General features: G+C 40.4%; 15 protein-coding genes and 1 riboswitch. Of the genes, 9 read left to right on the forward strand and 6 right to left on the reverse strand.

Annotated features, from left to right (window positions below):
* Positions 1–13 precede the first annotated feature (13 nt).
* Both NRIC_RS07955 and NRIC_RS07960 read left to right on the forward strand, forming a co-directional pair.
* Positions 14–2,269, forward strand: coding sequence for an AAA family ATPase (locus NRIC_RS07955; RefSeq protein ID WP_146622170.1), 2,256 nt, complete (start codon positions 14–16; stop codon positions 2,267–2,269).
* Between the two features lie 84 nt (positions 2,270–2,353).
* Positions 2,354–2,866, forward strand: coding sequence for a type 1 glutamine amidotransferase domain-containing protein (locus NRIC_RS07960; RefSeq protein WP_146622171.1), 513 nt, complete (start codon positions 2,354–2,356; stop codon positions 2,864–2,866).
* Positions 2,867–2,927: 61 nt separating this feature from the next.
* Here NRIC_RS07960 and NRIC_RS07965 read toward each other — a convergent pair whose 3' ends face one another.
* Genes NRIC_RS07965 through NRIC_RS07975 form a run of 3 tightly spaced genes read right to left on the reverse strand, consistent with a single transcriptional unit; the run spans position 2,928 to position 4,795 of the window.
* Entirely contained in the window at positions 2,928–3,467 is a 540-nt protein-coding gene (locus tag NRIC_RS07965; protein WP_146622172.1) for a TIGR01440 family protein, read from the reverse strand.
* 21 nt (positions 3,468–3,488) lie between these two features.
* Positions 3,489–3,980, reverse strand: a complete 492-nt coding sequence (locus NRIC_RS07970) for an ECF transporter S component (RefSeq protein WP_146622173.1) — start codon at positions 3,978–3,980, stop codon at positions 3,489–3,491.
* A gap of 38 nt (positions 3,981–4,018) precedes the next feature.
* Positions 4,019–4,795: a bifunctional hydroxymethylpyrimidine kinase/phosphomethylpyrimidine kinase gene (locus NRIC_RS07975; protein ID WP_146622174.1), complete on the reverse strand. Its 777-nt coding sequence runs from the start codon at positions 4,793–4,795 to the stop codon at positions 4,019–4,021.
* A 148-nt stretch (positions 4,796–4,943) separates the two neighbouring features.
* On the opposite strand from NRIC_RS07975, the gene NRIC_RS07980 reads away from it, so the two are divergent.
* A complete protein-coding gene (locus tag NRIC_RS07980) occupies positions 4,944–5,567 on the forward strand; it encodes an NAD(P)H-binding protein (RefSeq protein WP_146622175.1) in 624 nt (207 codons plus the stop codon).
* Between the two features lie 41 nt (positions 5,568–5,608).
* On the opposite strand, the gene NRIC_RS07985 is transcribed toward NRIC_RS07980, so the two are convergent.
* Both NRIC_RS07985 and NRIC_RS07990 read right to left on the reverse strand, forming a co-directional pair.
* Positions 5,609–6,064: a pyridoxamine 5'-phosphate oxidase family protein gene (locus NRIC_RS07985; protein ID WP_146622176.1), complete on the reverse strand. Its 456-nt coding sequence runs from the start codon at positions 6,062–6,064 to the stop codon at positions 5,609–5,611.
* A complete protein-coding gene (locus NRIC_RS07990) occupies positions 6,065–6,664 on the reverse strand; it encodes an ECF transporter S component (protein ID WP_146622177.1) in 600 nt (199 codons plus the stop codon).
* A gap of 127 nt (positions 6,665–6,791) precedes the next feature.
* Positions 6,792–6,906, reverse strand: a riboswitch (FMN riboswitch).
* A gap of 197 nt (positions 6,907–7,103) precedes the next feature.
* Between NRIC_RS07990 and NRIC_RS07995 the strand changes: the two genes are divergently transcribed.
* Together NRIC_RS07995 and NRIC_RS08000 are read left to right on the forward strand one after the other, a co-directional pair.
* Positions 7,104–7,700 (forward strand): hypothetical protein, encoded by a 597-nt coding sequence (locus NRIC_RS07995; protein WP_146622178.1) that lies wholly within the window; start codon positions 7,104–7,106, stop codon positions 7,698–7,700.
* A gap of 249 nt (positions 7,701–7,949) precedes the next feature.
* Positions 7,950–8,450 (forward strand): hypothetical protein, encoded by a 501-nt coding sequence (locus tag NRIC_RS08000; protein ID WP_146622179.1) that lies wholly within the window; start codon positions 7,950–7,952, stop codon positions 8,448–8,450.
* Positions 8,451–8,473: 23 nt separating this feature from the next.
* Here the strand turns inward: NRIC_RS08000 and NRIC_RS08005 are convergent, their stop codons facing one another.
* The gene (locus NRIC_RS08005) at positions 8,474–9,064 is read right to left on the reverse strand and encodes a DUF3267 domain-containing protein (protein WP_146622180.1); all 591 of its coding nucleotides are present in this window, start codon (positions 9,062–9,064) and stop codon (positions 8,474–8,476) included.
* A 160-nt stretch (positions 9,065–9,224) separates the two neighbouring features.
* Between NRIC_RS08005 and NRIC_RS08010 the strand changes: the two genes are divergently transcribed.
* From NRIC_RS08010 to NRIC_RS08025, 4 genes are all read left to right on the forward strand, one after another.
* A complete protein-coding gene (locus tag NRIC_RS08010) occupies positions 9,225–10,064 on the forward strand; it encodes a helix-turn-helix domain-containing protein (RefSeq protein ID WP_146622181.1) in 840 nt (279 codons plus the stop codon).
* 75 nt (positions 10,065–10,139) lie between these two features.
* Positions 10,140–12,158 (forward strand): HelD family protein, encoded by a 2,019-nt coding sequence (locus tag NRIC_RS08015; RefSeq protein WP_146622182.1) that lies wholly within the window; start codon positions 10,140–10,142, stop codon positions 12,156–12,158.
* Positions 12,148–12,978 (forward strand): helix-turn-helix transcriptional regulator, encoded by an 831-nt coding sequence (locus tag NRIC_RS08020; RefSeq protein ID WP_146622183.1) that lies wholly within the window; start codon positions 12,148–12,150, stop codon positions 12,976–12,978. Before NRIC_RS08015 ends, NRIC_RS08020 begins: the two co-directional genes overlap by 11 nt.
* A gap of 282 nt (positions 12,979–13,260) precedes the next feature.
* Positions 13,261–14,526 (forward strand): hemolysin family protein, encoded by a 1,266-nt coding sequence (locus NRIC_RS08025; RefSeq protein ID WP_227873761.1) that lies wholly within the window; start codon positions 13,261–13,263, stop codon positions 14,524–14,526.
* Positions 14,527–14,608: the final 82 nt, after the last annotated feature.

Below are 14,608 nucleotides of genomic sequence, written 5' to 3' on the forward strand. Positions count from 1 at the left end.
TGAGGTGTATAAAATGGCAATCGAAAAGAATGACTTTTCAGTAACAGCAGACCGCCATTTTTCCAAAGTTGAACAGCAGATGATCTGGCGCAAACCAGCAAGTCATCGAGACAGCTTGGAGGAACTGCGGATCGCGTCAGAAATTAAAATGAACTGGTCAGATCCGGAAATGAAAATCATGAATATTTTACTAGAAGGCGATGCGGGATCGGGAAAGACACAAATGGCCAGAGCGTTATCTGCTGATCTGCAACTGCCATATACGAAAGTAACCTGTTTTGCGGATATGGATAAAACAGACGTCTTTGGCGCATTATTACCGGTTATTCATTCAGATGATGATCAAGCAGAGGAGCTGTTAGAAGCGATTTATCAAACTGACTCTTTGCAGGAAGTACTTGCACTGATTGCTCGTCATTATAGCATCAGTCAGACTCAGGCCAAAGAGAGATTGGCCGCATTGATTTCTCGGATCACAAATGATCAGGAGCAGCAACCCGTTCAATATAAGTTTTATCCATCAGAAATTGTTCGTGCGATAGAAAAAGGCTACTTGCTGGAGATTCAAGAACCAACAGTGATCCGAGATGCATCTGTCTTGGTCGCATTAAATTCAGCACTTGAACATAATAGTGTACTGAATATTCCAACCGGAATCATACGGCGTCATCCAGATTGTGTCGTCGTGATTACGACGAATCGAAATTATCAAGGGAATCGTCCGTTAAATGAATCGTTGCGAGATCGAATCCAGCATGCAGAAAAGATGGATCTGCCAAGTATAGAGGTCATGGTTGAACGTGCACAAGCCAAAACGGGTTTTGAAGAGACCGGCTACTTGACTATTATGGCAAAAATCATTCGATTATTAGATGACACAGCCAAAGCCAATGCGATAAAAGGGGTCGCTGGGATGCGTTCATTTTTCTTTTGGAGCAATAGTGTAAAGCAGGGACAAGATGCGCTAGAAACGATTTACCCTAAAGTTCTGTACAAATTGACTACTGACGAGACAGAATTGAAACTATTGACCGATGCCTTAGAAGAAAGCCGCCTGCTGTTAGAATTGCAGCAATACAAAACACAGCAGAAGCTCAAACAAGCGAAGGCACAGGGCCGTACTCTCAGTGCCGAAGAAGCTGAGAAACGCAATATTTTCCAGGAGAGCGAAACAGGGACCTTAACGACTCCTGAACCTGAAGAAAAGAAGCCAGACCAATCAATTGAGGAGACCGATGAGAAGGAGCAACAAGAAATTGAGAAGGAAGCAGCTTCCGACAATTCTTTCGATTTTGAAGCTGAACACACAGCTCCTGAAGGAAGGAGTCTCGAAATATCTGTCAGCGAGGAGGATAAAATCGGCTCGGCTCTTTCGTTAGACGATTTAGCTGAATGGGACAAAACCCAGCGAAAAGAACTAAATCGTGAAGCTCGTGCAGTATTGAAAGACACCATGCATGCCAAAGAAGGAACGATTGTTCATCGCCCTAAAATCACAGAGCAAGCTGTGGCAGCAGGAAAGCAAATCAGCGACAGTGTTCGAGCAGAAGTAGATAGTCTGAGCCGAGTCATCAATGATCTTTTAGACAAAGAAGAACAGACAGATTATTCCAATGGAAAGTATTATGGAACTCGTTTCAATCCATCAAGAGTCGCTTATGGTGATTTGCGGACCTTTGACAAAAAGAATCCTCCTTCCGAGCGGCCATCCTTAGCTCTGGCTGTTCGGGTCGATGAATCCGGATCAATGATCAGAGAGAACCGGATCGATAAAGCGAAGCAGGCTGCAGCAGCTTTATCCTTATTCGCCGAACAAACAAACATCCCCTTTACACTCTACGGAGATTCAGCAGATGTATCGCAACGGGAAAAGACTTCGCTATATTCCTATAAAGAGTTTAATGACTCGTTTGACTTTTTACCGGCAAAGCTCTCGACCATGAAACCACGTCAAAATAATCGGGATGGGGTGGTATTGCGTATTTTGGCAGAAAAATTGAGCCATCAAACTGCAGAAACGAAGATTCTGTTAACTATTAGTGATGGACAGCCCAAAGCCTTGCCGGACTATACTGGAAAAAAGGCAAAAGAAGACATTCAATCAGTGTTGGCAGACTATGAACGGCAAGGGATCATTTTTATTGCTGCTGCTATTGGAGAGGATAAAGAACAAATCAAAGAATTATACGGTCAGGAACGATTTGTCGACATCAGCGACCTTTCAAAGATGCCAAATCAATTATTACAGCTGATTGCTCGTTTTATCTAAATTATTTTTTGTAAACAGATTATTTGTCATCTCTTTCAAACTTCGTTAGGCTATATGTAGACAAAAGAGAAAGGAAGAGAATCTATGACAAAAAAAATTGCTGTAATCGTAACTGATTTAGTGGAAGATGTCGAATTAACTTCCCCAAAAGAGGCCCTAGAAAATAATGGCTACGAAGTCGTTTTGATTGAAAAAGAAGCTGGAAAAGAAATCACTGGAAAGAAAGGTGAAACGTTTACGATCGATACAACGATCGATGCTGTTAAGCCAGAGAACTTTGATGGATTACTAATCCCAGGAGGATTTTCACCTGATCAGCTAAGATCGGATCAACGCTTTGTCGATTTTGTTTCTTACTTTTTAGAAAATGACCGTCCATTGTTTGCGATTTGTCATGGTCCGCAAATCTTTATCCAAACCGGCTTGACGAAAGGACGAACAATGACTGCTTATGACACTGTACGTCCTGATATTGAATACGCTGGAGCAACTGTTAAGGACCAAGAGGTTGTTGTAGACAAGCAGCTCGTCACCAGTCGAAATCCGGATGACCTGCCAGCATTCAATGAAAAAATGCTCGAAGTTTTACATGCTTAAGCCTAAAAAAAAATCCCAGTTGCGTTCAGCACTGGGATTTTTGATGTCTAAAAAAGCGCTATTAATACTCTGCCCGGGGGCCGCCAATATATTTAGGACGACTTCTCAAAGCTGTCACGTGCGCACCGCCTAATTCCTTGACCGATGGACGTACGGGAACTTGTACATGCTTGACATGCATGCCAATCGAAGTATCTCCTATATCGATACCGGCTTGGGCCGTGACTGATTCAACCTCTACCGGATCGGAAAATTGTTCAAAAGCTGCGACAGAGCATGCGCCTCCAGCGTGTAGTGCAGGCTTGACCGCAACGATCTCCCATCCTCTTTTATCCGCCAATTCACGTTCAACTACTAAAGCACGATTAATATGTTCGCACCCTTGAACAGCTAGATAAATGTTTTTTTGATCAAGAAGCTCCTTCAGAGTTTGAATGACCCACTCGCCAACCTCTTTACTGGAGCTTTTGCCGATCGTGCCGCCAACGATTTCACTAGTCGTACAGCCTAACACAAAGACATCCTTTTCACGCAGCTGTGCCTCTGCTAAAACTTCTTCCACGATCGTTGTCAACTTATTTTGTAATTCCATTTTTTCCATGAGTCAACACTTCCTTCTTGATTAAAATTGCAACCGATGAACGACACGAGTTAGTGTTTGATATAGAGGGATCGTAACTGCGATTCCAAAAATATTTTGAACTAAATTAGTGGGCAGCGAGGCTATTCCTGCAGGCCAGCTGTACAAAAAGGCAGTAGCCAAAGCATACCCCACGATCATAAATAGACTTGCCGAAAAGAAGCCGACGAGTCTTCCTTTGTAAGTAGGCATCTTTTGTACTATTTTTCCCAACAACCAGCCCTGTAGACCGTGAATTACGATAGAGAACAGGGCCCACTCCGGATAACCCGAGATCATATCAATCAACCCACCGCTCATAGCACCCACCAAGAGCCCACCTGTCGGCCCGAATAATAAGGAAGAAGTATAGATTCCTACTTCACACAAAGTAACAAAGCCTTTTGTTGCAGGAACAGGGATAATAAACATAATAGATAGAGTTACTGTTAAGGCGGTCATCATAGCTATTGTCGTCAACTGCTTTATTTTCATTTTTGTCCTCCTAAATTTAGATTACTAAGAATTCATCTCTACCGATACCAAACATTGCCTTCACCATTCTTTAAAAGAATGCCGCGGTCAATCCCACGATACACATATTCTTTACTGATATAAATTGCCTCCGCAGGTGCCTTTTCTAAAACCAGATTCGATGCAATCGAAGAGGCAAAGGTACACCCTGCACCATTGACCTTCTCACTTACAAGCTTCGGTTTATTAAAAAAACGAAAATCTTTTCCATCATAATAGAGATCCACTGCCTGCTCACCAGCAAGTCTTTGGCCACCCTTGATGACTATAGAAGACGCACCTCGCGAGTGAAGGGCCTCCGCGGCTTTTTTCATCGAGTGCTTACTTGTGATCCGTATATTGCTTAAAAGCTCTGCCTCTTTAAGATTCGGGGTAATCATCGATACAAGCGGGAATAATTGGCTGATCAGGGTATCTATATACGTTTGATTGTAGACAGTTTCTGTCTCTTTAAAAGCTAGAACAGGATCAAAAACGATTGGCAGGTGTTGATGGCGTTTCAGAAACGCTTGGATCGTTCGAATCGATTCTACTTGGTGAATCAAACCAATCTTGATTCCAGATAATTCAACTCCCGTTTCAACCGTCGCCAGTTGTTTTTCCAACAACTCTGAAGAAATATCTTGAATAGAAAATTGATCGTCTTCTACAATGGCAATGCAAGTTATTGCGGTCAAGCCAAAGATCCCGTATTGTTCAAAGGTTTTTAAATCTGCTTGCAGTCCACCGCCCGCCAATGTGTCAGAGCCTGCAATCGTTAAAATAGTTTTGTCCATATCTTTCTCCTTATGGTTTTCAATTATAACAATCACTGTAAAAATAAAAACAACCAATTGGCTGTTTTTTTGCTCATCCAATTTAAAAGTTCAAATAGTTGTCGAATAACAACCAATCGGTTAGCATGAGGAAAAAGGAGGAATCATCATGAACGTTTTCGTAGCAGGTGCTACTGGAAGAGTCGGTCAATTCTTGATTGACAAATTAGTAAAAAAAGGACACTTTGTTTACGCAGGTGCCAGAAGCGAACTGGAAATAAAAATCTCAGAACAGGTTCAGCCGGTTCACCTAGACCTTCATGAGGACGTTGCTCATTTGGCAAAACTTCTCAAAGATTCAAAAGCCGTTTATTTTGTCGCTGGTTCAAGAGGAAAAGACTTGCTGCAAACCGATCTTTTCGGAGCAGTAAAGCTCATGCAGGCAGCAGAACAAGAGGGGATTGGTCGATTTATTCAGTTAAGCTCGCTGCATGCTTTAGTTCCCGAAAATTGGAGCGAATCACTGACGGATTACAATATCGCAAAATATTTCTCTGATTCCTGGCTAGAAAACAATACTGATTTAGACTATACGATCTTGCAGCCCGGTATGTTAAAGGAACAGCCTGGCACAGGCCTAATGACTACTGAAATTGATAAACGCAGCGAAAACAGTATCGAAGACGTTGCTGAAGTATTGGCTGAATTACTGGAAAGATCAAACACCTACAAAAAAGTTATCCTGATGGGGAGCGGGACTATTCCAATCAATGAGGCGCTTGCTAAACTATAATCAAAAAACACCAAATCAGTTTTTGCTGATTTGGTGTTTTTTTAATCATAGTCGATTTTTTCAGCCGTCTGTTGGTCAAAATCGATCATCAGTTGAAACCCTCGATCGTTTTCATCCTGATCCCAAATCTCTACAAACCGTGGAACAACCTCAATCAAAATCTCTGTGTCTCGATGTGGGTAGGCAGTATAGCTAGTTTTCCAGTACTTTTCATACAAAGTCTGAAACTTTTGCTCTGGTTCATCGATTACCAGCCCGTGATTGACTGCTGTGCCTTCCATCTGAACGCCCCAATGACAAATAGCCACGTTAGGGTTGGCTATTAATTGCTTTGTTTTGCGAAATTCTTTATCGGTCTTGAAAAAAAGACGTTTGTCATAGATAAGACAGCTCACGTTTCGAACCGTTACATGATCGTTCAAGCTCGTTGCCAAAGCCATGATTTTCTTTTTGCCTAACTTTTTATAGAATTGCTCCAGTGCAGCCTGATATTCCATTTAAGTAAATTCCTTTCGCAGTAGAATTGAGCGCAATCTTTCTAATGAAAAGTACACGATTGCAGTGGACACACCGTACTTAATCAAATTAAAGGGAACGATCCCGATCAGAACGAGCTTCCACACACTATCAACCAGCGGATTGACTGCCTGAGTCATAGCAATGATCGCTTCCATAGACATCCCGTATAATTTTGTATAAAACGGAATAATAAAATAGACATTCGATAAACAAGCGACCACAGTAACAACGATCGTGCCTAAAAGCATTCCAGACAAAGCGTTGTGCTTTTTGAACTTTCCTTGATACAAAAACCAAGCCGGGAGGATATAGCTAACACTCAAGATGAAGTTTTGGATTTCACCAGTGAACATAGAGGAGGTTCCCACTGTAGCCAGCTTGATCAGCAATTTGATCAGGACGATAAATGTTCCCGCCAGAGGCCCGAAAAGAAACGTTCCGATAATCTCAGGAACCATCGCTAAGTCAAAATCCATAAAAGGGGGCATAAAGGGAAGGGGAAACTTGAACAACATCAACACATAAGCCATCGCACCTAATACAGCAGTCATTACCAATTTTTTTGCAGTAAATCTCATGTCAACACACCTTTCTTAAAACAAAAAAAGAACCTTACAGCAATTTGCAAGGCACAGTCAAAGTAGAAAAAAGGGTGTCTTCGTTTCATCAAATAGCGTTTGTTATCTGAAAATCAACAAACACACACTTTTTCTTCTTCCATCCAGACTGTACTGTCGGTCCCAGAATTTCACTGAGTCAGCCATACGGCTCGCGGACTATCACCGCCGGTCGGGAATCAAACCCTGCCCTGAAGAACTATCACGTTTATCTTTACACACACATTAAAAAAAATCAAGCGTTTTTTAATAATTTTATTCTCAAAATACCGATAATTTCTATAATAAGTTTGAAAAAAAACGATGTACTTATGATACACTAGTCAGAGCAAAGCTAATTGATTGAGCGAATTTTTAAGTTAGAAAAGTGGTGAACAGCATCATAAAAAAGTCGAAAGCAATGAAGTATTACATCAAAGAACGAGAAATGACACCCGAACAGGCGACTTTTCACTGGGAAAAAACCCATGAACAATATGAAGAGCTAGAACTTCTTTTTCTTTCCCTATACGAGGAGACCAAGCCTTCTTTCAAAGAAAGACCTAAAGAAATGAAATTCCTGACGATCTATCAATATGCAAGTTTTGGACTGATCTTCGTCATACCTCTTTTTTTAATAGCTGCTGAGACAACACGAACTGAGCTTTTTTATGTTGTTGTCTTCATGATCCTTGTAGGCAATTTCGCGATTTCTGCTGCAGTCAATCATAAAAAAACGGGGGAGCTCCATGAGCAAAAAGCGGCACAACTGTTGGCTGAGGATGAAGAAATTCTTGAAAAATTGTATAAGATTCAGCAAATCGAACGAGAAATAGAACATCAAAAACCCCTTTTAATGATGCAGCTCCAAGCCATTAAAATGAAAAACGCCGCCGAGCCCATTCAAGACACCCCTAAAAAGCGAATCGCCAAATTGATCGATTTACGCTTTGCTAAGGCAAAAATGCAAAAAGCCGGCAACAAGGGTTCGAAAGAAACGAGAAGAGTCGATAAATAAGAGGTTGCCAGAACTGTCAATGCAAGAGAGTTTTGGCAACTTTTTCTATCGCATTTAATAGCTTCAAAAGCGCGATAGACATCGAAAGACTTTAGAAAAAAATCAGCTTGAAACAATGTTGTTCAATCAATTCATTTTTTCAGATTAGGTTATGATTAGGATTAATTCTGTAAAGATGATAAAATCATACGTGATGATTCTTAAAGAGTCTTGGGGAAGATCAGATAATCTAAAGGCAGTGAGGTTCGTATGATTAATTTGGCAGATGAATTGATTCGGTGGATTCAGCATTCTCATTTAGAAGCAGGTCGCTCTCCTGACGAGCTGTCGCGATTTGATAAATTGTGGCTGAATTTGACACAAGAAATCAGAAGGATCGAAAGTTGTGAAGCCCCAATGGATTATGAAGCAGATTTCGCTCGAATGGCTCAGCATTCCGGTACACTGTATCGTGTGCATCAAGACTTTGACCTGCAGGAGCCTTTTGGCGTTCGAGAAACTGCTTCCTATGTTTCTTGGACAAAACAGCCTCGATTTCATCGTTTTTCATGGTTGGAAAATCAAAAGCAAGTACTCCTGATCAAAGCCCACGTTACTTTTCCTGAGTTTGGAATTGATTTGATCGGAATCAAGGATTGGGCGAACAAATATGACTACCCATTATCTTTAGGTAGTCACGAAATCGAACAAGAAGTGGTCTATCCATTACTATTTGATACGATTATTGAAACAAAAGTTATCGATCTTTAAAAGGAATCAACAGCACTCGTCCACTAATTAGGACTTGCTGTTGATTCCTTTTTGGTGAATGCCACAAATCCTGGCAAGTTCGGGTGATCAATAATAGCTGCCTCAGATAAACGAAGGACTCTGCCTGCAATGATCATGTCCCCTCCAGCGAGTAAAATGTTGATCATTGTAAGTGCGAATAACGTTGAATTAGGGAAAATTAAAGAAGCTGCAAACAACAACGTCCCCAAAACGAACACAGGAGTTAAAGCGCCAATTAGGTAGTGCTTTTTTTCCAATGGCTGAGTACAGTGGCAATAGGGCATTCCTTGATTGATCCCGAAGCGAACATCACTAAATCCATCCTCACAAAATCGACTCCAAGCTAAGCCATGAAGCAGTTCATGGATGATCACTGTAGCGAATAATCCAATAATAAAACCAACTGGAGAAATAGCCAGTGAGAAGCTACCCCATCTTAAATAATAGACAATGCCTACAAATAGCAACGGAGGCAGCGGAAAAAGGAGGCCCATCGTATTGCAATAAACCATAGACAAAATATGATCTTCCTGGTGATAATTCTGCTGCTTCATCTTCTCGCACGTTTGCTCATACTTCTCAAATTTACTCATCGAATCGTTCCTCCTTGGTTACTATTCTTTAGTATTAGTATACACAAACGCATGTCAACTCTATTGGAAGGAATCAATTTATTCAAGATTGGATTGAAAAGCTGGGCAGGTCTGCTAAACTAATCAATAAAGAAACAATAGTTTCCTAAAGGAGCAGACTATGACTGGAAAAATTTTTAAACAATTCCGTGAAGGCAAGAATCTCTCTACGCAAGCAGCAGCAGAAATCATCTCCCCGCAATTTCTGCGAAAATACGAAAAGAATCAAAGCGATATTCGTTTAACCAATTTATTGCAGTTGTTAAACCGAATCAATGTAACGATTGAAGAGTTTACTGCTGAAATCGAAAATAGTTTGGATTATTGGATGCTCGAAATAGAATCGCGGATTGATCAAGCTTACCACGCAGGAAATTCTTTTCAACTAAAAAAATTTATTGAGGAACAAGAGGAAAACTACCACCAAACGAAAGAGCTGCGTTTTTGTTTGATTGCTTTAGTAGGTCAATACTATTACAATCTGATCTTTTTACCAAAATATGTTGCAGATCTATCTCCTATCAAAGACTATCTAAGGGAAACGGAAAGCTGGGGGACCTTCGAACTATTTTTGGTTACCTATGTGTCGCACATTTTTCATGCGGAGGAAGCTTTTTTATACGCTGTCCAGCTCCTTAAAAAGCAAGGGGGAAGTATAGAGGTTCAAAAATGGCGTTATGATGCCATCCTTCATCTAGTCCTTCTGTTGTTGAACCAAAACCACTTGGAGCATGCGCAGAAGCTAATGAGTCTTTTCTTTTCTCACAGGCAAGCCAATCCTCATTTAAAATTTATTCACCACGACTTGTATGCCAAATTCGTCAATGGCTTGCTGCTGATTAAGTTAGGAGAAGTGAAAGGAAAAGAGGACTGTGAACGAGTCATTCAAATTTTTGTTGAAGATCTTGGCTATGCAGATTATGGGAATCGTTTAAATATTTTGTACCAAACATTTATATAACCACAAGATTGATGAAAAAAAGTCCTTTTCATTCCAGTATACTAGATTGATTAGTCAAGCTAGGAGGGACAGAGAATGGACGATGTATTTCAAGAAGAGGAAAAACATTGGCAGAATTTAAAGCATGAATTATTCTTAAAAGAGCAGGAACTTGATGCCGAATGGGGGAGGAAGCTTGCAGAAACTAAACAGTTTCAACAATACTTAGTGGATTACAAAGGTGAAATTGATCCGCATGAAATGTTTACAAACTCAAGAATTTCGCAGCAACAGCAGGTGGCAGAGGCTGTATCGAGCAATCAGTTGAGCAAAGTAAAAAAAATCCAGAAAAATCCTTATTTCAGTCGAATCGATTTTCAATTTTCAGGCGATTCTGAGTCAGAACGGATCTACATTGGACGATTTTCATACACCAATTCAAACGGAGAATTGTTGATTTATGATTGGCGAGCACCTATTTCGAGCATGTTTTACGATTATGACTTTGGACCGGCAGCTTATCAGGCACCAAATGGTGAAGTCTCAGGGGAAATCATCGGAAAACGACAGATCAAAATCGTGGATGGTGAGATCGATTATGTTTTAGAAAGCCAACATACGATCTTTGATGATACATTACAAAGAACATTAAGTCATAAAGATAGCCAACACATGTCTACAATCATTAATACGATCCAGCAGGAACAAAATGCAATCATTCGGAACACGAAAGATAAAAGTTTGATTCTTCAAGGCGTTGCTGGTTCTGGAAAGACATCCATTGCCTTGCATCGTATCGCATTTATGCTCTATCATTTTAAAGACTCTCTTTCTTCCGAAGAAGTAATGATCCTCTCTCCAAATTCTGTGTTTAGCCAGTATATTTCTCAAGTGTTGCCTGAGTTGGGCGAGGAACCAGTGATTGAATTAACTGTTGAAGCTTTTTTTGAAAAACTTGCTGGCGCAGTACCAGTTTATTCAAGAATTGAGGAATCCGAGCGTTTGAACGATCGATTGCCGCATGACGCATTGGTTAGCCGAATCAAGAGAATCCATTTATCATCCTTTATGACAGAGCTAGACCTGTTCTTAAAGACGATCGAGAAAACAGCTTTTTTTCCAGAACCTATTCAAATCGGTGAAATGAACTTCAGCAAGGCGTACATCATCCAAAAATACCGAGCTTATCATAAGCATCCCATCTTGGAGCGCTTCGATAGGATCGCTGAGGACCTCCTAGAGGAAGCAAAGGTTAGAATGCCAAAACATCTGCCTAGTCGAGCACAAGTGACGCGAAGGCTGAAAAAATGCTTTGGATTTCGTACGACGATGCAAATTTATCGTGAATTTTTGAAAAGCGCTGGAATACCTGCCTTTAAAAACTTAACCTACTCCGATTTATTTCCTATTGCGTATATTCGACTTTTCTTCGAGCAGATCCCGGATCTATCGAAAATAAAGTACCTTGTAATCGATGAAATGCAAGATCTTGCTCTTATTCAACAATTGGTAATAAAACAAGTTTTTAAGTGCGGAAAGCTGCTTGTCGGTGACTTTACTCAACAAATCGAATCTACCCAGACGATGACCCTGCAGCAATTAGGTGATCTTTTTTCTGAAGCAAAACAGTTGATTCTCACTAAGAGTTATCGTTCGACTTACGAAATTATGACATTCGCAAAAAAAATCATTCACGATACAGTAATCCAACCAATCACACGCCACGGGGAAGATCCGCAAAGGATTATTTGCAAAAACAAAGATATGCAATCAGCTCAAATCATTTCCTTGCTCACAAAACAAGCAAAGCAGGCACCATCTGTTTTATTGATTACACGAACTTTGTCAGAAGCCAGGGAATGGTATACTATACTTAGAAATCAGGGAATCAACCTCCGTTTATTGGACGGGAAAGAAGCAACGAAATCCGATGAAAAAATCGTTATTTCCTCATTGCTGATCGTAAAAGGACTCGAGGCGGATACAGTGATCGGCATCGATACCCAGAAGGAATATTTTCCTGGAAAAATCGGCGATCAACAGCTCTTTGTGATTGCCACTCGCGCAATCAACCAGCTTTATTTTATTGAAAGGAGAAGTGAAGATGAGAATTAAGGCCTCTGTATATTCGACGATCGCTTATGTCGAAGACCATTTAAGCTCTCCACTTTTTCTTGAAAAGATAGCAGAAGAGCTGAATTATTCAAAATTTTATCTGCTATCTGAATTTTCACGCAGTATGCGAGTGACATTGTATGACTATATCAAACGACGAAGATTAAGTAAGGCTAGTAAAGAATTGCTGGTTTCAGATAAGAAAATCATCGACATAGCTGTAGCTGCTGGTTACCAAAGTCAACAGTCGTTTCACAAAGCCTTTCTGAGTTTTTATAAAACGACTCCGAAGAGGTTTCGTTTATCCAAGCAAGAATTTTTTATTCAAAGCTCTTTTTTAGACTACGGACAACTGTTGAACGATCCAGCTCCACTATTTCATTGCAGACTAGCGATTAAATCGGATATTGTAGGAATTCTTCACTTCATGAAACAAGTTCGAGGGGGATTCCCTTATTGGAATGAGGCGTGTTTCAGCTCAGAACTGGAAAGAGCAGTGACCAATCAAAGTGTCACTATCGTCACTTGTAAAAATGCTTGTGCTGCAGTACTTCTATATAATCGAAAAACCAGACACATTGATGGTTTCGCTGCACTTCCGATTTTTTGGGATTATTTTTTGGAGAAGCAAATGCTTGAACAGCTTATTCAACGAGAAAACCTTCAAGGAAAAAAGATTACCACCACAACATTTCGTTCGAAAGACAAACTAGATATCGGATTCAGGCTGCGTCTGAAAAGATTGGGCTTTACTCCGCAAGAAACATTGAGAGAATTTGGATATCCAACAGAAAAGATGCTTTTAACGATTCATAATTGATTGAGTTAGACACGAAAATCACGCCACTAGTCGATCTGCTGGTGTGATTTTTTTCGTTCAAGGACTTCATTGACTTTAAAATTAGGATAAGATAGAGTTAGAGTAGGAAGTGTTTGAAGGAGTGTGAAAAATGAGTGATTTAGGTGACGAGGACTCGTTGCAAATACATGTGAGAAGAACATTCTATCAAAAAGAGTAGAGGGATCGTGCGTTGTTTTTAAAACGAGGTGCTTGTTTAAGGTGCCCAACAATAAACTTTTACAAAAAGGATGTTCAATTACTATGATGAATCAATTGGGAATCATGCTCCCACTCTTAGCATTGCTTTTGTTGCTCTCCGCTTTTTTCTCATCCAGCGAAACTGCTTACTCATCGTTGAATCGAATTCGTATCATGAAGCTGGCAGAAAACGGGAATAAGAGGGCGCAGATCGTATTGTCATTGATCAATGATTTTGATCGATTGCTGTCCGCGATTCTTATTGGAAATAACATCGTGAACATTGCGAGCTCATCGATTGCGACTGTGTTATTTGTAGCTTACTTTGGAAACATCGGTGTGACATTATCGACGATCATTATGACGATTTTAGTCTTGACCTTCGGAGAGATATTCCCTAAAACGTTAGCAAAAGAATCTCCCGAACAGTATGCACTGACGTTTGCTCGCTCTTTAAAAATACTGGTTACTATCTTTTATCCTCTAACGCTTTTTTTCTCAGGCTTGAAAGTGCTGCTCATGAAATTGCGTCCTTCGAAAGAAACACCGCCATCGATCACGGAAGACGAGCTGCTGATATTAGTGGAGGAGGCGGCACAAGAAGGTTCAATTGATCCCGATGACGAAGTATTGATCAAGAGTGTGGTAGCTTTCAATGATCTTGAAGTTCAGAAAGTTTTAGTCCCACGCAGAGACATCGTCTACATCAATAAAAAACGGAGTACCCAAGAAATATCCGATCTCTTTGAATCATCCGGTTTTTCACGTCTGCCTTATTGCGAGGACTCAATCGACGAGATCAGCGGAGTGGTGAATCAAAAAGATTTTTATTATGAAGTATTGCGAAAGAAACGTCCGCTTTCGGAGATCATTAAACCCATCAGCTTCATTACAAAAAGTATGAAGATTTCTGAACTAATGAAAAAATTTCAATCCGAACAATGTCATATTGCCATCGTCATTGATGAATATGGGGGCACTGAAGGGTTAGTGACCTTAGAAGATGTCCTTGAAGAATTAGTGGGAGAAATCTGGGATGAATATGATGATCGAGAGCCTGAATACCAACAGCTGAATAAGGACCGCTATCTGATAAATGGCCAAGCAGATGTTGATTTGCTGCAAGAACTTTTCGGAATTACAGACATCTCAAACTCCTCTACAGTAGCCGGCTATGTAATTTCTTCCATTGATCGGATCCCGCAAGAGGGTGAGGTTTTCAAATTAGCCACGATGGAAATCAAAATAAATAGAATGGAAGACCATCGCATTGAAGAGGTGATCATCGAATCACAGGAATTAGCAGAGACAAACGCAGATTTTCGTTAAACTACCCTATTATGTAAAAGCACTCATTTTGTACCGACCCCCAAAAGTTAGACCAAAAATCTAATATTTTGGGGGTCGATTT

This window comes from Enterococcus florum, from assembly GCF_004309355.1.
GTDB lineage: Bacteria > Bacillota > Bacilli > Lactobacillales > Enterococcaceae > Enterococcus_A > Enterococcus_A florum.